Here is a 17,212-nt window from a genome sequence, read left to right on the forward strand (position 1 = left end):
CAGATGCCGGGTCCCTTTTTACCAATCTGGGAGGAGCAAACGGCGTGACGGAGTCTTCATGGACAGCGTTTCAGTTGCATCGCCATGACCTGCAGAATTACATGCAGCTCGTCAAGGCGTACCTTCAGTTGGGGAAACCGGAGAAAGCTTTGGATGCAGCCAACCAGTGTGCAGGCTGGCTGACTTCTTTGTCGCGGCTGCAGAGTCAGCTGAGTGAGGATGCTGGTGGAGCAAGGTTGCTCTGGACCGCAGCAACGTGTTCCCATCTCCGCGTAAGCTTGTTGAATTTTTCGCCTGTCCTTGACGTATCTCCGTTATGCGAAGGAATTGCATGGCTTGAGCAACAGGCCGCGGTACACAATAGCAAATACATAAACGCAAAACTTACCCATCTGCCATCGAACAGGACGGAAGAGCCGTTGTCGAACCCTGCACATCCGTTGAGTGATGATGCAGAAACGGCAGACCATGCAAAGTGGCAAATTCTGATTGACGGACCAGACCTTGATGAGTGGTGGTCTCCCAGTTTGGCAGCTAACGTTTTGCAAGGCGTCGTGGTGACCGCGGAAATCAAAACGAAGATGATCCATCAGGGGCACACCAACGGATAACATAGAAAGGGGGACAGATAATGTTTGTCGACCAAGCAAAGATTTATGTGAAAGGCGGCGACGGTGGAAACGGGATCGTTTCCTATCGAAGAGAAAAGTACGTGCCGCTTGGCGGACCAGCGGGAGGTGACGGTGGTCGCGGCGGTGATGTTGTGTTCATCGTCGACAAGGGCCTGCGTACACTGATTGACTTTAGATATCAGAGGCACTTCAAGGCTGAGCGAGGTCAGCATGGCAAGACCAAAAACCAGCACGGGAAGGGTGCGCCGGACATGATTGTCAAGGTGCCGCCGGGGACCATCGTGAAAGACGAGGATACAGGTGCGTTCCTCGGCGATCTCGTTCGTGACGGGCAGTCTCTCGTCGTCGCACACGGAGGCCGCGGCGGGAGAGGAAATACGCGGTTCGCTACAGAAGCCAACAAGGCTCCCGACATGGCGGAAAAAGGAGAACCAGGTGAGGAACGGAATCTGATCCTTGAGCTCAAGGTTCTCGCGGACATTGGGTTAGTTGGGTACCCAAGCGTAGGGAAATCGACACTGCTGTCTGTTGTTTCAGCTGCTCGACCGAAGATTGGCGCCTATCACTTTACGACACTGACTCCGGAACTCGGCGTTGTTGATGTGGGCGACGGTCGCAGCTTTGTACTTGCTGACCTTCCCGGGTTGATCGAAGGTGCGCATGAAGGTCACGGGCTCGGATATGAATTTCTGCGACATGTTGAGCGAACACGGGTCATTGTCCATGTACTTGATATGGGGGCAACCGAGGGCCGGAATCCCATCGAGGATTACCAAGTTATCCGCGAAGAACTGTTGGCGTACGATAAACGCTTCGAGGTGCAGCCGGAACTGATTGCAGCAAATAAGATGGATCTTCCGGACTCAGAGATGAACCTGCAGTCGTTCAAAGAGGCTTATCCTGACAAGGCGGTTTACGCCATTTCTGGCGTGACCGGCTCTGGAGTCCAGGAACTTGTTTATGCGATGGCGAATGCTCTCGACAGCGCACCGGAAACCGCCCTCTGGACAGAGGAAGAAGTTACTCCGGAAACGCAAAAGGTATTTCGCTTTGAACCGAAAGAGTCGTTCGAAATTCGTCGAGACGGAAATGTATATGTGGTTGAGGGAAAGGACCTCGAGAAACTCGTTAAGATGACGAACTTTGCTCAGTTCGATGCAGTCAAACGATTTCAGCGGATCCTCCGGACGAGTGGCGTAGATGACGCGTTAAGAAAACGCGGTGCTGCGGAGGGGGATGTCATTCGAATTGGGGACATGGAATTCGAGTTTGTCGAGTGACCCGCCGCGGTGGTGGAACCAAAAACTGACGGATGCCTGCGTCCGCGCAGCCAGAGGTGCACTGCCAAATGAAATATGTGGCTTGATTACGGCTCCGCTTACAGAGCGGATCAGTGACATGGACCAATCACAAGAGTCAGGTTGGAGTCAACACACGGGCTTCATCGACGATGAATCTTCGCTCTTGCTGCATCTGTTTCACGGGTACGCTTCACCTACTTCCGTGGCGGCCAATCCACAGGAAGTCATTCAGTTTGCATATCAGTTGAAACAACAAAACCGAGTGCCGATCGCTACGTTTCATTCCCATCCGGGCGGTCAGATGCGGTTTTCGGAGCGGGATGAGATGCTTCGCATGTGGGCCAGACATCATGCTGTCGCAGTAAAACGTGCAAATGCGTGGACTCTCATGTTCATAAGCTAGTGACATTGTAGAACACACATTGTAGAACACATCTGAAACACCCTGCGCTACCTGTCAACGGGACGCGAGGGTGTTTTTTTGTATCTCCGCCTTCAAATCTTGAAAAGTTCCCCAAAAGAAGACGGAACCTGATGTATGGAAAACAGGCCGCGATACCCGCATCTAGAACTCTCCTAGCAAAGGAGGGATATCGGTGGAAGAGCTGTCGGTTGGGTTGATTCTGCAGCAAGTACTTAACGAAGCACTCGACAAAGAGTGCTCCGACGTGCACATCTTCACGGTTGGCGAAGAATTGGTCGTGCAATTTCGAGTTGGCAGCGGGCTCGTGCAGGTTTTGCGTTTGCCGAGCCAGGGACCGAGTGTGCTCCGTCGGATCAAGGCATTAGCCAAGATGGATGTCGCGGAAACACGCATACCTCAGGACGGAGCGTTTCACTGGGAGTCAGAATCACATGAATCCGCAGTGCGTGTGGCTTCGCTTCCAACTGTGGATGGCGAGGCGATGGTACTGCGACTCTTGCCTAAGCGCCGAGGGCAACTCGACTTATCTGCGCTCGGACTGACCCAAAATCAGGCTCAGACGGTTGGGCATCTGCTCGGTTCCGAAGCAGGATTGCTCCTCGTGGCCGGTCCAACCTCGTCCGGAAAGACCACCACGTTGTACGCCATGATGGAGCAATTGGTCCGTCTGGGACGGCGCGTCATTAGTATCGAGGATCCAGTCGAACGTGTCCTCGAGGACTGCCACCAATTGCAGGTGCGAGAGAGAATTGGCGTTACGTTTGACGTTGGACTGCGAGCCGCGCTGCGTCAGGACCCGGATGTCATTATGGTTGGAGAGATTCGTGACGATGTGACGGCAAGAACCGCGTTGAGAGCAGCTCTGACCGGGCACTTGGTGTTGAGCACAACACACGCGCGCGATCTCGTTGGAGCAGTGGCTCGCCTCGTCGATCTCGGACTGGACCGCGCTCTTGTGAGTGAAGCGCTAACTGCTGTGATAGTACAAAACCTGGAGCTGCGCAGCAGGAGTTTTGACCAACCGGCCGCTCAGACTGCAGCGATGTCTTCAAGTGACATACCGGTAGAGAAAGTTGGCGTCTTTTCGATTCACGCCATGACCCAAGAGCTTTCGATGCTGCTTGCATCGGACTTGAGTTGGCCGTTAGTCCGTAAGCAGTTGGCTCAGTGGGTAAGGGGACATCAATATGTGGTCTCATGAGCGTGGCAACAGGGTGACTGGGATAATACATGCAAATCGCGGTGGGTGGCTCATGCGCCGAAGGTTGCAAACTGAACTTCCGGAGGTGTTTGTTCTTCTGTCCACACTTCTGACCGTTGGCATCGGAATTGAAGAAGCGGTGGAATATGCGCGTAAAGTTTCTCGAGGCAAGGTTTCGCAAAAATACCTCGCCGAGCTGCGAAACGCAGTCCGCGATGGGAGCCCAATATCCAGTGTTTATCGGGACATCTTGCCCGCGTGGTTAACAATGCTGTTACAAAGCGCCGAAATGACTGGCGAATTACCCTTGGTCTTTCAGAATTGGGCTGCCCAGATGACAGAGCAACGCCGATGGCGATCAGAACTGTTGAAAAAGGCGTCCTATCCACTTGTGCTTTTGGCCGGTACGGTGATCACCATGGTTGTCATTGGCACCGTAGTACTACCGCAGTTTGAACGTATGTATGGTGCAATGGGGCTTCCTGTCCCAGCGACAACGTTAATCATTGCTTCAATTTGGGGTGTGCTTCCAAAGGCGGTCTCTTTAACAGCCGTTTTGTTTGCACTTCTCTGGCTTGCAACCCGCCTCTGGCGTGGGCAGCCATCGGCTGCGTGGAACTGGCTTTGCAAACGGCTTCCTGGCACTCAACTCATCCGGATTCACAGAACTTACCAGCTCAGTTTTGCCTTGGCGCTCCTGACTGAAGCCGGCGTTCCGCTGCTTGACGGGGTGTCGTCGCTCAGTCGCACGAAATCAAAAAACTGGTTGACAACAGCAGCAGAGCAGATTGCGAAACAAGTGACGGACGGGGCAACCCTTTCCCAATGTTTTCGCGGAGACTATGACTCTATGTTAGCTCTGCAAATGAGTCGTGCAGAAGTCTCGGGGGACCTTCCAGACGCGCTTCGCAAGACAGAGATTTTTACTCGTCAAGAGTTTGCCAGGCGCGTTGACAGGCTACAGCAGTGGTTAGAACCAGCCATGTCCCTGATGATTGGATTGTTGGTTGGGGGCACCATGTTCAGTTTATACGTACCGATGTACACGCTCATCTCGAATGTCGCCGGATGATACGATCGGGTGATCCAAGAGGAGGACTCAGAATGCCTAAATACCGTGGCAAAGACAGCGAACAAGGTTTTACGCTGATTGAAATGGTAGTTGCGGTTTTGATTGTTGCTGTCATGATTACCGTCGTTACACCTCGACTCATCAGCGCCGGTCAACGTGCCGAAACCACAGCCTGTGAACAAAACCAGCGCAATATTCGAGCCGCACTGGCTGAATACGACCTGTTACACGGCGCGTATCCAACCGGCGACACCTCGGTTCAGTTGCAAGCCTTGGTTGACGACAATATCTTGGACTCAGTACCGAAAGAGCCGTCAGGAGGCAGCTATGTCATCAATGACATAGATGCAAACAACGTCACTGTAGAGTGTTCGATTCACAATCAACTTGGGGCGCCGTGAATCGATGCTCAGGGAAAATAACAACGAAAAAGGGTTTACGTTCCTCGAGCTCATTGGAACCCTATTCATTCTATCCATCTTCGTCACAACCACTTTACTGGTTGGACAGGCATGGTTGACAAAGGCCTCACTCACAGCGACATCGATTCGCCTCATTGAGGATTTGCGCTATGCTCAGGCCGGCGCTCTCGCTTCAGGCCATGCCTGGAGCGTGCAATTGTCAAAATACACACCAGACTACACCATTTTGAACGGAACCACACCTATCTCCCGCGTGACATTTGCTTCCGGAGTGAATTATTACCATGGGTACTTACAGATGACGTCTGGAAGGGTGAGTTATGATCCGTCCGGCAACGCTCAAGAAAGCGGCGTCGTTCGGCTGGAGAGCGGTGCGCTGGAGACGGATATAACGCTGTACATGGGCAGCGGTTTGCAGTCACTGCACGAACTAGGTACAACCCCATGACCCTCGTGGAAACCTTGCTTGCCCTGATGCTGTTCGCGATGACCGGAGGCGCGGTGGCAGATCTGTGGTATCAGACGGCGCATGCAGCTTTCGAGGTAAAAGTCATGGGTCAACTTGATGATGTGGCGGACTCCTACGCGGAGCAAGTCTTGGCATCTGTTTGGTCAGACCCCGAAGCCTTCACATCGAACTCGACATCGACATGGACAAGTTCAGATGGGCAGACGTACCAAATGTCAGTCATCACGGACCCACACGGGGGACGAAAGGTTGTGGTGACACACGCACAAGAGACGCAAAGTCTGTACGTTACACTTCCGAAATGATGCCGGAAGTCTGATGGTTGAGGCGATGTTCAATCTAACGATTGGCGCGCTGTTGGTGGCCCTCGTATGTGAGGTTGTTGTGGCATTGGTCGCCGGACAACGGGAGATTTATCAACGGTTGGACACAAATGCAATGTGGAATAGTGCGGCACGAGTTGTACGAGAGGATGTGCACAGCGCAAAGACTGTCCAATCTGTTCCCGGAGGCATGGACGTTTCCGAAGCTGATGGGCGTGTCTATCGTTATCAAGTCAACACGAGTGCCGAGCTTGTTCGCACGCAGGTTGGCGGTGGAACATCTGTCCTTGCCGTTGGCGTTCAAGCCATGGCCGCAAGTGTCGATGTGTACGGTGTGAAGGTGACTCTGCAATTTGCAGACCGTTCGTCAGAGCAACTTTATACGACTTTCCTGCCTGCTTCCTATGGTTTGCAATAACGCTTGTTTGGAAGTAACTTTCGCTTCCGCTCCCGAATCAAGGCGTGCAAAGACCCAGCAAAGCGATGTGGGAAATGAAATGTATTTCATACGTCAGATTCGAAGGTCCTGGTACAAGTCTGGTGACTCAGGGATTGTGTTGATCCAAGTCTTGATCTTAACGATGTTGCTCAATCTGGTAGCTTTTACGCTCGTGAGTGTTTCTTTGCGTGCAGTCGAGATTGAACAACTGCACCATTTTCAGCGGCAGGCATACTGGCTGGCAAGAAGCGAGGCGCTGCAGGTAATTTCGGATTTGGGTAAAGGGAAAGTCGTGGAAAGTCAGGCAGTTTGGGTGGACTCCGGGAGCACGGTGACGGTGACCGTAAGCACCCAAACACCGTGGACCGTTATCGTACGGGCAGTGACAGATCATGCCACAAACGCGGTACACTTTACTTTCGACCAAATGAGCAAATCCGTGACTTCGTGGGTCGATAGTGGTACGTAGTCTACTATCGATATACGACGTTCTCTAGCAACACCGTCTACCGAGAGGCTTAAGATTGTGATACGATGGCCCTGCTAGAGGTGGTAACGATGAATGTGCAGAGAATTGCTTTGGTTGGTCCCATGGGCGTAGGAAAGTCTTCTGTGGGTCGTGCTCTGACCCGCATGCTCGACTGCCCATTGGTCGATCTTGATAAAATGATAGAGACAGAAGCAGGAATGACCATTCGCGAGATTTTTGCTCGCGAAGGTGAAACTGGATTTCGACTGCGCGAATCCGAACTGCTGTCGCGTGTTACATCCGAAACATTGGAGACTTCGCTGGTACTCGCTGCGGGTGGTGGTATTGTGACGACAGCTGCTGCCCGAGAAGTGCTGGGTCAGCATTGGACGACGATCTGGCTGAATGCAGAACCGAGCACATTGCTTAGTCACCTGCAATCGGAAACGAACCACCGTCCGATGCTGGATAGTGACAGCGACTTACTCTCGCGGATTGTGCAACTTGCTTCAGTTAGAGAAGCCTGGTATCGAAGCGTAGCCCGGTTTACGGTAACAGTTGACGGGCGTGACGTCGACTCGATTGCACGAGAGATCTGTCAACTGGGAGGGTGGATGACGTGCAGCGACTAAACTTGCAGAGCCTGCGATCCATGTTCCCTGAAGACGTTCAGGCCAAGGTCGAGGCATATGACACATCGTACTTTCGGCGACGTGTTCCACAATTGAATGAGTGGGGCGCGTCCGACGCTCAGATTTTGGCACACCGTGCCATGTTGCTTGAGTACGTGCGGCAGCAATCCATTTGTGAGCATTGCCAAGGGTTTAATGCCTGCGGCAAGGAAGGGGACATGCAGGGCTTTATTCAAACGTTGGAGCAATATGGTCCTACTTTGTCCGTTGGTGTCCGACGGTGTCGGCCGTTTCTCGAAGCACAGCTTCGAGAAACTGTCAACCGATGGCATGAGTTCTCCGGTGCACTGAAACAGGACAGCGAATTTCGCCTCGGGAATTTCCCAGTGGAGCAACGCCGGAAGTATCCAAAGCTTTTTCGCTACGCTTACGACTTTGCCGAGACGTTTGAAGTCGGTCAGACAACGTCCGGATTGTACCTGTTCGGTCCGCCAGGTGTAGGCAAAACGCATCTTCTCCTCGGCGTGTTGAACCGATTGACTGAGCGTGGAATTCCGGCTTTGTTTGTCCGTTCCGATTCCATCTTCGACCGGATGCGCCATCTCATTGCTGACAATGGCGACCTCGAACCCCTGCTTGAGGCTTACGCAACGGTGCCTGTGCTTGGGATTGATGAGTTTGCGCAGGAACGCGCGAATGATTTTACGCTCGAAAAGCTGTTTCGGATTATCAACCATCGCTTCCATAGTCAACTGCCGACCTGGTTCACCAGTAACTATGCACCGCCAGACATGTATCGGAAAAATGGCTCTGATGTACACGACAGCGTTCCGGCGCTGCGCAGCCGCGTCATGCAAATGGCAAAACTTGCGCGAGTTGAGGGAGACGATGCTAGGCAAAGGAACCTGCAGTCGCTCACATAGGATTGCGCTGGGAGGTATGTGTCCTGGACAGGTCGCCCTTGTCGACAAGACCGACGAGTGCGACTTGTTTTACGTCCAATTCCACTTTGGCGGCTCCGCGCGCAATGGCTAGATCAATTTTTCGCCTGCACTCCGCCTGAAGCACTTTCTGGTCGGTTTCCGTCTTTTCATGACGAATACTGTCGTAATAAGTCTCGATTTGCTCAATTTCGCGGCTCAACCGCTCCTCAGCTTCTTCTGCCCACTGATGATCGGATTTTGCAATCTTGCGTTCGATGTACTCCCGAAGTCTCCGAAAACCATCATCAACGGACATCTGCATTCTGTTTCGAATGTGGTGCGGGTTGAGCACACTCATCTCGATGTTTTCAATCAGCGAATAGAAATTTTCTACAATTTGACCGTTCTCAAGGCAAATCCCAATGGACATTAAAGTCTGCTCTGTGATGTCGCAGCGATAGGAAACGAGCAGATTGAACATTAACCAGGGAACAAGACCACCTATAGCAACGGCCGTACTCGGAGCGATGCTTGCAAACCGGCCCCGTTCCATCGAGGATTTGTAGAGCTTGTCCAATCGAAAGCTCCCCAGGGTTACAAGTTCTACTTTGGGGGCCACAAAGTACTGACGTTGTATATCCGTTAGGTAGGGAGATGCTTCCGCGAGGGCCTGTTCCCGAACTCGAGTACTTTCCCTCGCTTGCGCGTCGTCATCGAAAGCAAGTCTGAGGACGGTTGGTGGAACGTCCTGGCCTGTCTGTTCCACCCACATCCAGTAATAGGGCCGGTCAGTCAATTCTTTATCGATATCCCGCGGAAGTTCGTATTCCCGGTAGCTATCCGCAGCGTATCTCGTCTTCGCTTCCACTGCGGTGAAGTATCGGTCGCAAAATTCAATTCGTGCATCCACAGACTGCATCAGCAGAGCGTGACGAGCTTGGGTCAAGATGGTGTACCTCCTGAATTGAGACGTTCTAGCAGCCGCTCACCATAGTCTGCAATGCGCCGCTCCAAGTCTCGGTCGGAATTGGTGGTCAAGGCAATGTCAAGCAGTTCTCGCTCCATCTTCTCTCCGAATGCAGGGTCTCCGACGATGTAATCAAGAGCTCCGATGACGTGTTCAAACATTCGAATCTTCTCCTGAAGTAAAGTTACGATATGCCCTTCAATCGTGTCCCTTGTAGCCAGGTTGAAAACAGCGACCGGGTGTTCTTGACCGAGTCGGTGAATGCGCCCGATCCGCTGCTCAAGACGCATCGGGTTCCAAGGCAGGTCGTAGTTTATCATCTGGTGGCAGAATTGCAGGTTAATGCCTTCGCCGCCGGACTCCGTCGCGACAAGGACTTGAGCGCGTCTTTGAAACAGCTCAGTCATCCAATCTTTTTTAGAGCGTTTAAACCCGCCTCGAAACGGAACTGCGGGGATTTTGTGTTGGTATAGCATGGACATCAAAAAGTCTTGCGTTGCGCGATACTCCGTAAAAATGATGCACTTTCCTCCGAGTTGTTCAATCAACTGGAGAACTGTCTCGATCTTTGTATGATGTTCCACGTTCTGGCAAAGGGCAAGCAACTCATCAATCTGCTCAATTTTTCGCGGGCTCTGCGCTTTCTTTCGCATTTTTAACAATGTGGTCATTGCCGCGTGTGGAGAGGAACAGATTTCCCGTTGCAAGGTGATGAGTGGCAATACTGAGATGCGATTCCCTTTTTGTTCTTCGTAGCTGTCACGAAGAAACTGCACTACGCCGTTGTAGAGGGTGCGTTCTTGGTCGTTCAGAGACAGTGAGACTGCCTGTACATGGCGAGGTGGAAGTGTCGTCGCTCCATCATTGCGTTGATTACGAATCATGACCTCGGAAAGACGCGAGCGAAGGGCCTCGGGATCCTTCGCCTCTCGTTTGGATGCCATGTGCTCGACGACAAACTGAGCGGTGCTGCCGAGCTGACCCGGGCGAAGAAGTGTGATTAGGGTGTGAAGTTCGGTCAGTTGGTTTTGAATCGGTGTTGCTGTCAAAAGCAACATGTATTTGTTCGGGATTTGGTTCACCATCTGCCAGTTCCTGGTTCGTGGGTTTTTCAGCTTGTGTGCTTCATCCACAATGACGAGATCCCAATCCATGCCGAGCACAATGGAGCGGTGCGGTTCACGCTTCGCGGTATCGAGGGATGCCACAAGTACATCGTACTGCGTCCACATCCACGCTTTCTTTTGTGCGACAGCACGAATCCCGAACTTCTCGTTAAACTCTCTCGTCCATTGCAACACGAGGGAGGCTGGCGCCATAATCAAGATTTTTTTCGCCAGACCACGAACTAAATATTCCTTCGCTATCAAGCCTGCCTCAATGGTCTTGCCAAGTCCCACTTCATCTGCAAGAATCGCTCGTCCGTGCAAAGATTGCAGAACCTGACGAGCCGTGTCCACTTGGTGGGGAAGCGGCGTAAACCCTCGGATATGCTGCAGTGCATACAGCTCTTCAAAATCTTCGACAAGCCGCGCTTGCGCCGCAATTCTGCCGAGTTGGAATAGTTCCCAATCCCTGTTCTGACTGTTGCCAACTGGTACATTTTCTAGGTATGCTGTAAACGCAGTTTTGATATCTTCGTCAGGCCACACGACTGGCGGTACCAGCGGGTTCGTATGTGCGATTTGGGACAGGTTGGTTTGATGATAGGGAGACATTTTAACACCTCCGATAACGAACCAGTCTGTAACGTGCCAATGCGTCAAATTTGGTCATCGCGCAAGTTCGCGTTTCCGTAGTATGAGCGATTCCCGTCGAATCTTGCATGATTTCTTGCTGGTACGCTATCCCGTTCGGCCAAAGGGGGCTAAATGGTGTCTGAATTGAAGCGCACGCCTCTGTATCCGGTCTATCAGGAACTCGGTGCCAAGACAGTCGATTTTGGCGGCTTTGAGATGCCTGTGCAGTTTTCCGGAATCATTGCCGAGCACGAGGCGGTCCGCACGGCAGCCGGTTTGTTTGATGTGTCGCACATGGGTGAGTTCGATGTCAAAGGACCGGATGCCAGGAAGTTCCTCCAGCGTTTGGTCACCAATGATATCAACCGATTAGAACCAGGAATGGCCATGTATTCTCCCATGACCTATGAAAATGGCGGTACCGTTGATGATCTGCTGGTCTACTGTTTCGCACCGGACTGGTTCATGACCGTTGTCAATGCGTCAAATATTGACAAGGATTTCGCTTGGATGCAAGCGGCAATGATACCAAACGAACAAGTTACACTCATCAACCGCAGTGCAGAGATATCCTTGATTGCTTTACAGGGTCCGCGTTCTGAATCCATCTTGCAACAGTTAGTTTCGTTTGACCTCTCGGAGATTGCATTCTACAGGTTTCAGACGAGCAAGATTGGGGATGCAAACGTCGTCCTATCTCGAACAGGCTACACAGGTGAGGATGGCTTTGAACTGTACGTTGCCAACGAGTATGCCATCGAACTCTGGCAATCGCTGCTTAAAATCGGTAAAAGCGTTGGGCTTGTTCCATGCGGCTTGGGGGCGCGAGACACCTTGCGTCTAGAAGCTAAGCTTCCGTTGTACGGTCACGAGCTCACGGAGAGCATCAGTCCGCTGGAAGCTGGACTTGGTATGTTTGTTAAGCTTGACGCTGACACTTTTATCGGGCGTGATGCATTACGCGAACAAAAAGCGACAGGTGTAACCCGTAAGGTGGTCGGGTTCAAGATGATCGACAAAGCGATCCCACGAGCCGAGTACACAGTGCTGTCAGAAGATAAGGAAATCGGGTTCGTAACGTCTGGCACCATGTCTCCAACGCTGAAGGAAGCCATTGGCATCGCGCTTGTAGAGGCAGACCATGCCACGGCAGGAACGCGCTTTTTCGTCGATGTCCGTGGCAAAAAACTGCAAGCAGAGGTTGTGAAAACCCCGTTTTACCGGCGCCCGAAGGCGTAGTTAAGACCACAGGAGGGTCATTTCGTGCGAAGCTTCAGCTACGTTCCACATACTGAAAAGGACCGTGCGACAATGCTTGAATTCCTTGGCATTGCGGACACGGAAGCGTTGTTTGACGACATTCCCGAACAACTGCGGATGAAGCGTGCGTTGCAGTTGCGGCCGGCCATGTCAGAGCTCGAGCTAGAGCGGCATTTAGGCAAGCTGGCACAACGAAACCAAGATGCTGGACAAGTCGTATCTTACTTGGGCGCAGGCAGCTATGAGCACTATCAACCGAGCGTTGTGGACGCCATTATCTCACGGTCCGAGTTTTATACGTCATACACACCTTATCAACCCGAAGTCAGCCAAGGCATGCTGCAGGCGATATTCGAGTATCAGACGATGGTATCTGAACTCACCGGGATGGATATTGCGAATGCGTCGATGTACGACGGGCCGACGGCCTTCGCTGAGGCGGGTATCGTTTGCTGTGCGCACACTCGACGTGACAAACTGGTCGTCGCTGGAAGTGTGCACCCGGAATACCGTGCTGTTCTCGACACTTACGCACGAGGACAGTCGATTGAAGTCGTGGCATTGCCGTCTGTTGCCGGTGTGGTTGATTCAGCAGCGTTGGCACAGGTCCTTGACGGCAGTGTGGCTGGCGTACTCATCCAGTATCCAAACTTCTTTGGTCGCGTGGAAGACGTGCGTGCCATCGCTGATGCAACGCATGCGGTCGGAGCGGTGCTTGTTGTCAGCACATATCCGATTGCCTTAGGGCTACTGGAGACACCTGGTGCCTTGGGAGCAGACCTCGTGGTCGCAGAGGGTCAATCGCTTGGGAACCCAATGGCCTACGGCGGTCCGTATCTTGGGATTATGGCGGCCAAAAGAGACTTGATGCGCCGCCTTCCTGGTCGGATTGTCGGCCAGACGAGCGACCATGATGGGAGACGCGGTTTCGTGCTCACGTTGCAGGCTCGCGAACAACATATTCGCCGCGAAAAGGCATCCTCCAACATCTGCTCAAATCAGGCGTTGAATGCGCTTGCTGCAACCGTGTATATGTCTTACATGGGTCCCAACGGCATGAAGGAAGTTGCGCTGCAGAACTTCCATAAGGCTCATTACTTGTACAACGCATTGAAGGCTCTTCCAGGTGTGAAAATACCGTTTGATGGGCCATTTTTTAACGAGTTTGTCGTGCAACTCCCAAAATCCGCGGCAGAAGTTCAAGATCAGTTGCTTCAAGACGGGATCCTGTTTGGCCTGAATCTCGGTACATTTTATCCGGATCTGGAAAACTGCGTGTTGATCAGCGTCACTGAGGTGCGGAGCCGGGAAGAACTGGACGAGACGGTCAGACGATTGGGGGAATTGCTGTGACGGTGCAAGTTCATGGCGACCAAAAACTGATTTTTGAAATTGGTGAAACGGATCGCAAAGCATATACCTTGCCACAACTCGATGTACCAGAGAGCTCGGTCGGTGAGCTGAACGGGATGGTACGTACAAGCGCGCCAAGATTGCCTGAACTCAGCGAAGTAGACGTGATTCGTCACTTTACTGCCCTGTCGACTCGCAATCACGGCGTCGATTCAGGTTTCTATCCACTCGGGTCGTGTACGATGAAGTACAATCCAAAGCGCAATGAGCGGGCTGCCCGCTTACCAGGCTTTGCCCAAATCCACCCGTATCAACCGGAATCGACGGTTCAGGGTGCATTGCAACTCCTGTACGACCTCCAATTGGACTTGGCCGAGATCACAGGCATGGATGCTGTCAGCTTACAGCCAGCTGCTGGCGCTCAGGGTGAATGGACAGGTCTCACGATGATTTCTGCGTACCATAAGGAACGTGGTGAAGATCGCGATAAGGTGATTGTGCCTGACTCAGCGCATGGTACAAATCCGGCCAGTGTAACCATGGCGGGGCTCAAAGCCGTCACGATTCCGTCAAACGCCGACGGCAGCGTGAACTTGGATGCTCTTCGTGCCGCAGTCGGTCCTGACACGGCTGCACTCATGTTGACGAACCCGTCAACGCTGGGGTTGTTTGAGTCCCACATTCTTGAGATTGCAGAAATTGTTCATGAGGCCGGCGGCCTTTTGTACTACGATGGAGCCAACGCGAACGCGATTTTGGGATACGCAAGACCCGGTGACATGGGTTTTGACGTCGTGCATCTCAACTTGCACAAGACGTTTTCCACCCCTCACGGTGGCGGCGGACCGGGTGCCGGGCCTGTCGGGGTGAAATCGATCCTTGAAAAGTATCTGCCAAAACCGGTTGTCGGACGCCGGGAAGACGGCACGTTGTTCCTTGACCATAACCGTCCTGATTCCATCGGTAAGGTTAAAGGTTTCTATGGAAACTTTGGCGTACTCGTACGAGCCTATGCGTACATTCGCACCATGGGACCCGACGGATTAAAACGTGTTTCAGAACACGCTGTCTTGTCCGCAAACTATTTAATGCGTCGGCTTGAAGGTGCATATGACCTTCCGTTTGACGCTGTTTGTAAGCACGAGTTTGTCCTGTCCGGGCGCCGGCAGAAGAAACTGGGTGTCAAGACGCTCGACATCGCGAAGCGACTGCTTGACTTTGGCGTGCATCCGCCGACAATCTACTTTCCGCTCATTGTCGAAGAGTGCTTGATGATTGAGCCAACCGAAACGGAGAGCCTCGAGACGCTCGATGCATTTGCAGACATCATGCTGACCATCGCGAAAGAAGCTGAAGAAAGTCCCGATTTCGTCCGCAGTGCTCCACACAGTACCGTTGTTGGCAGGCTGGATGAAGTCACCGCGGCACGTAATCCGGTTTTGCGTTACAACTTTGCACAGTAAGTTCCATGTTGAAACGGGTGATTTTGTCCGAGCTGTTTGAGGTGATCGGCCCAGTTGACGTGGACGGCGTGCAGATTCGATTGGTGCTGCCGAATCCGGGAGACACTGGTGTTTCTTAGAGATACGGCCTCTCTGTAGGACGACAAGTCGAGCAGGGCCCGGATTAAGGCTCCGTGCGTTACAATCAGCACACGGCCAGTCTGATGCCGGTTGCCCAAGTCGTTCAAAAACGCGAGAATTCGCTTGGATAAGTCGTCGTTTGATTCTGCCTCTGGGTCGTCCGACCTCACATGTGGAGACACACCGTGAGGTCGGACGACCTTTTGTTTCTGCACTTGATGCCGGATTTGTCCTTCGAGCGCGCCAAACCGTTTTTCACGCAAGCGCTCGTCCACACGGATAGGAATGCCTGTGTACCCTTGTAAAATGGAGGCTGTAGTATGAGCACGTTGCAGGTCGCTCGTGTAGAGCGCAAGAAAAGGGATTCCATGCAGGTATCGACCAAGGGCATGTGCTTCTTCGATGCCTGCAGCGTTTAAAGGGATGTCTGTCCACCCTTGAACGCGGTGCTCCAGGTTCCAATTCGTTTGGCCATGCCGAACTACCCACAATTCCAGCACATCTTTTCCTCCTTTATTCGACGAGATGGTTATTTCCAGTATATCTGCGTGTGTGTTACAATGTCATCGATTTGCGTCAAAGCCCAGAACGCCTCTGGAAAGGACGAATCTGCTTGAACGGACAGCCCACGATTCTGTTGGTGAACGGACCGAACCTGAACCGTCTTGGTGCCCGTGAACCCGGCATATATGGCAGCGAAACCTTGCCGCAGGTGGTCAACCGAGTCAGGCAGTTGGCAATGGCACAAGGTATAAGCGTGGTTGATAAGCAAACGAATTCAGAAGGTGTAATGATTGACTTCTTGCAGGAGAATGCTCCTTGTGCGGATGGCGTCATTATCAACCCTGGGGCATTTGCACATTACAGCTACGCTTTGCGAGACTGTCTGGCGGACGTGGGGGCGCACTGCCCAATTGTGGAGGTGCACATATCCAATGTCCATCAACGGGAAGCGTTTCGCCATGAGTCTGTACTGGCCGCTGTGGTGACGGGTCAAATTGTCGGACTAGGCACAAGAGGGTACGACCTTGCTCTACAATTCCTGTTGACACGAATCGTGCATCGGGGTGCAGAGCAGCCAGGCCCTTCAGAGTCACAGCAAACATCGATATCCGAACTTTCGCAGGAGGGAACAAAGTGATTTCAAGCAACGATTTTCGTACAGGCACAACCATTGAAGTAGATGGCAATATTTTTCGAGTCATTGAGTTTATGCACGTTAAGCCGGGCAAAGGCGCAGCGTTCGTTCGAACCAAGTTGAAGAATGTAAAAACGGGGGCAGTTCGCGAGCAGACGTTCCGAGCAGGTGAGAAGGTTCCTCGCGCCAGGATTGAGACGCGGGAAATGCAGTACCTGTACAACGACGGTGAACTGTACACCTTTATGGATACTGAAACCTATGAACAGTTGACAATTCAAAAGGGTTCACTTGAGTATGAACTGAACTTCCTGAAAGAAAACATGAATTGTTATGTTGTTATGCATGATGGAGCGAGTATCGGTATCGACTTGCCAAACACGGTCGAACTTGAAGTCGTAAGCACAGAACCTGGCATCAAGGGAGACACTGCTACAGGCGGCAGCAAGCCTGCGACTGTAGAGACTGGGTATACACTACAGGTTCCGTTCTTCATTAATGAAGGCGACCGGCTCATCATCGACACTCGCTCGGGTGCCTACGTATCCCGTGCGTAATATCAGACAGAACAATTGGCGTGCCTACTACTGGCACGCCTTTTTTCATGCCAACCCCCAAAAGAGGCACCTCACCTTTTAGGCCCGAGATTTGTTTTTGCTGAAAAAACTAAATACCAGGAACATCAACAACACGAAGATGACAAGAAAAACAACAATCCATCGGATCATCACTGCAATATCCAACGGTAGACCTCCTTTTGTCCGTGATGGACTCCACAAAAAGCAGCACCAGAGAACCCTCCTGTATCTCCCTATGGTCATCAAATGAATCAAACTCGCCCGCTGTTACGGCGCCTATCCTGCAG

Annotated in this window: 20 protein-coding genes; 17 read left to right on the forward strand and 3 right to left on the reverse strand. The window is 52.3% G+C overall.

Annotated features, from left to right (window positions below; genetic code table 11):
• Positions 1 to 44 precede the first annotated feature (44 nt).
• The 12 genes from AN477_RS13365 to zapE all read left to right on the forward strand — a co-directional run bounded on the left by AN477_RS13365 (position 45) and on the right by zapE (position 8,307).
• Positions 45 to 611: a Spo0B domain-containing protein gene (locus AN477_RS13365; RefSeq protein WP_054969664.1), complete on the forward strand. Its 567-nt coding sequence runs from the start codon at positions 45 to 47 to the stop codon at positions 609 to 611.
• 20 nt (positions 612 to 631) lie between these two features.
• Positions 632 to 1,912 (forward strand): GTPase ObgE, encoded by a 1,281-nt coding sequence (obgE, locus tag AN477_RS13370; protein ID WP_054969665.1) that lies wholly within the window; start codon positions 632 to 634, stop codon positions 1,910 to 1,912.
• A complete protein-coding gene (locus tag AN477_RS13375; RefSeq protein ID WP_169787895.1) occupies positions 1,881 to 2,336 on the forward strand; it encodes a Mov34/MPN/PAD-1 family protein in 456 nt (151 codons plus the stop codon). The genes obgE and AN477_RS13375 overlap by 32 nt, the downstream gene beginning before the upstream one ends.
• A 193-nt stretch (positions 2,337 to 2,529) precedes the next feature.
• On the forward strand, positions 2,530 to 3,558 hold the full coding sequence (locus AN477_RS13380) for a GspE/PulE family protein (protein WP_054969667.1): 1,029 nt from the start codon (positions 2,530 to 2,532) through the stop codon (positions 3,556 to 3,558).
• A gap of 52 nt (positions 3,559 to 3,610) precedes the next feature.
• Entirely contained in the window at positions 3,611 to 4,630 is a 1,020-nt protein-coding gene (locus AN477_RS13385; protein WP_169787896.1) for a type II secretion system F family protein, read from the forward strand.
• Between the two features lie 32 nt (positions 4,631 to 4,662).
• Positions 4,663 to 5,031, forward strand: a complete 369-nt coding sequence (locus tag AN477_RS13390; protein ID WP_054969669.1) for a competence type IV pilus major pilin ComGC — start codon at positions 4,663 to 4,665, stop codon at positions 5,029 to 5,031.
• Positions 5,032 to 5,035: 4 nt separating this feature from the next.
• A complete protein-coding gene (locus AN477_RS13395; RefSeq protein ID WP_054969670.1) occupies positions 5,036 to 5,500 on the forward strand; it encodes a prepilin-type N-terminal cleavage/methylation domain-containing protein in 465 nt (154 codons plus the stop codon).
• Positions 5,497 to 5,826, forward strand: coding sequence for a hypothetical protein (locus AN477_RS13400; RefSeq protein ID WP_054969671.1), 330 nt, complete (start codon positions 5,497 to 5,499; stop codon positions 5,824 to 5,826). The genes AN477_RS13395 and AN477_RS13400 overlap by 4 nt, the downstream gene beginning before the upstream one ends.
• Positions 5,827 to 5,839: 13 nt before the next feature.
• Positions 5,840 to 6,262 (forward strand): hypothetical protein, encoded by a 423-nt coding sequence (locus AN477_RS13405; RefSeq protein ID WP_054969672.1) that lies wholly within the window; start codon positions 5,840 to 5,842, stop codon positions 6,260 to 6,262.
• Between the two features lie 79 nt (positions 6,263 to 6,341).
• Positions 6,342 to 6,752 carry a hypothetical protein gene (locus tag AN477_RS13410; protein ID WP_054969673.1) on the forward strand — a complete coding sequence of 137 codons (411 nt, stop codon included), beginning with the start codon at positions 6,342 to 6,344 and terminating at the stop codon, positions 6,750 to 6,752.
• An 89-nt stretch (positions 6,753 to 6,841) separates the two neighbouring features.
• Positions 6,842 to 7,384: a shikimate kinase gene (locus tag AN477_RS13415; protein ID WP_054969674.1), complete on the forward strand. Its 543-nt coding sequence runs from the start codon at positions 6,842 to 6,844 to the stop codon at positions 7,382 to 7,384.
• Positions 7,372 to 8,307, forward strand: a complete 936-nt coding sequence (gene zapE, locus AN477_RS13420; protein ID WP_245631824.1) for an AFG1/ZapE family ATPase — start codon at positions 7,372 to 7,374, stop codon at positions 8,305 to 8,307. The genes AN477_RS13415 and zapE overlap by 13 nt, the downstream gene beginning before the upstream one ends.
• On the opposite strand, the gene AN477_RS13425 is transcribed toward zapE, so the two are convergent.
• The gene (locus AN477_RS13425; RefSeq protein WP_054969675.1) at positions 8,300 to 9,253 is read right to left on the reverse strand and encodes a YqhG family protein; all 954 of its coding nucleotides are present in this window, start codon (positions 9,251 to 9,253) and stop codon (positions 8,300 to 8,302) included. The genes zapE and AN477_RS13425 overlap by 8 nt on opposite strands.
• Positions 9,250 to 10,992, reverse strand: a complete 1,743-nt coding sequence (locus AN477_RS13430; RefSeq protein WP_083486278.1) for a DEAD/DEAH box helicase — start codon at positions 10,990 to 10,992, stop codon at positions 9,250 to 9,252. Before AN477_RS13430 ends, AN477_RS13425 begins: the two co-directional genes overlap by 4 nt.
• 156 nt (positions 10,993 to 11,148) lie before the next feature.
• On the opposite strand from AN477_RS13430, the gene gcvT reads away from it, so the two are divergent.
• The 3 genes from gcvT to gcvPB are packed head-to-tail and all read left to right on the forward strand — an operon-like array spanning position 11,149 to position 15,089.
• Positions 11,149 to 12,252, forward strand: a complete 1,104-nt coding sequence (gcvT, locus tag AN477_RS13435) for a glycine cleavage system aminomethyltransferase GcvT (protein ID WP_054969676.1) — start codon at positions 11,149 to 11,151, stop codon at positions 12,250 to 12,252.
• Between the two features lie 24 nt (positions 12,253 to 12,276).
• Positions 12,277 to 13,626, forward strand: coding sequence for an aminomethyl-transferring glycine dehydrogenase subunit GcvPA (gcvPA, locus tag AN477_RS13440; RefSeq protein WP_083486279.1), 1,350 nt, complete (start codon positions 12,277 to 12,279; stop codon positions 13,624 to 13,626).
• Between the two features lie 2 nt (positions 13,627 to 13,628).
• Positions 13,629 to 15,089 carry an aminomethyl-transferring glycine dehydrogenase subunit GcvPB gene (gene gcvPB / locus AN477_RS13445; RefSeq protein ID WP_054969726.1) on the forward strand — a complete coding sequence of 487 codons (1,461 nt, stop codon included), beginning with the start codon at positions 13,629 to 13,631 and terminating at the stop codon, positions 15,087 to 15,089.
• Here the strand turns inward: gcvPB and AN477_RS13450 are convergent.
• Complete coding sequence (locus AN477_RS13450) at positions 15,071 to 15,709, reverse strand: histidine phosphatase family protein (RefSeq protein ID WP_054969677.1); 639 nt, start codon at positions 15,707 to 15,709, stop codon at positions 15,071 to 15,073. The genes gcvPB and AN477_RS13450 overlap by 19 nt on opposite strands.
• A 113-nt stretch (positions 15,710 to 15,822) precedes the next feature.
• Here AN477_RS13450 and aroQ point away from each other — a divergent pair, with 113 nt between their 5' ends.
• Together aroQ and efp are read left to right on the forward strand one after the other, a co-directional pair.
• Positions 15,823 to 16,350 (forward strand): type II 3-dehydroquinate dehydratase, encoded by a 528-nt coding sequence (gene aroQ / locus AN477_RS13455; RefSeq protein ID WP_211266012.1) that lies wholly within the window; start codon positions 15,823 to 15,825, stop codon positions 16,348 to 16,350.
• Entirely contained in the window at positions 16,347 to 16,904 is a 558-nt protein-coding gene (gene efp / locus AN477_RS13460; RefSeq protein ID WP_054969678.1) for an elongation factor P, read from the forward strand. Before aroQ ends, efp begins: the two co-directional genes overlap by 4 nt.
• Positions 16,905 to 17,212: the final 308 nt, after the last annotated feature.

The organism is Paenalicyclobacillus ferrooxydans (assembly GCF_001399675.1).
GTDB lineage: Bacteria > Bacillota > Bacilli > Alicyclobacillales > Alicyclobacillaceae > Alicyclobacillus_B > Alicyclobacillus_B ferrooxydans.

Excerpts from the sequence above, each read along its gene's own strand:
- obgE (WP_054969665.1), top strand. The coding sequence starts at position 632 with ATGTTTGTCGACCAAGCAAAGATTTATGTGAAAGGCGGCGACGGTGGA.
- AN477_RS13385 (WP_169787896.1), top strand. The coding sequence starts at position 3,611 with ATGCGCCGAAGGTTGCAAACTGAACTTCCGGAGGTGTTTGTTCTTCTG.
- AN477_RS13390 (WP_054969669.1), top strand. The coding sequence starts at position 4,663 with ATGCCTAAATACCGTGGCAAAGACAGCGAACAAGGTTTTACGCTGATT.
- AN477_RS13415 (WP_054969674.1), top strand. The coding sequence starts at position 6,842 with ATGAATGTGCAGAGAATTGCTTTGGTTGGTCCCATGGGCGTAGGAAAG.
- AN477_RS13430 (WP_083486278.1), bottom strand. The coding sequence starts at position 10,992 with ATGTCTCCCTATCATCAAACCAACCTGTCCCAAATCGCACATACGAAC.
- AN477_RS13410 (WP_054969673.1), top strand. The coding sequence starts at position 6,342 with ATGTATTTCATACGTCAGATTCGAAGGTCCTGGTACAAGTCTGGTGAC.
- AN477_RS13395 (WP_054969670.1), top strand. The coding sequence starts at position 5,036 with ATGCTCAGGGAAAATAACAACGAAAAAGGGTTTACGTTCCTCGAGCTC.
- AN477_RS13400 (WP_054969671.1), top strand. The coding sequence starts at position 5,497 with ATGACCCTCGTGGAAACCTTGCTTGCCCTGATGCTGTTCGCGATGACC.
- AN477_RS13405 (WP_054969672.1), top strand. The coding sequence starts at position 5,840 with ATGGTTGAGGCGATGTTCAATCTAACGATTGGCGCGCTGTTGGTGGCC.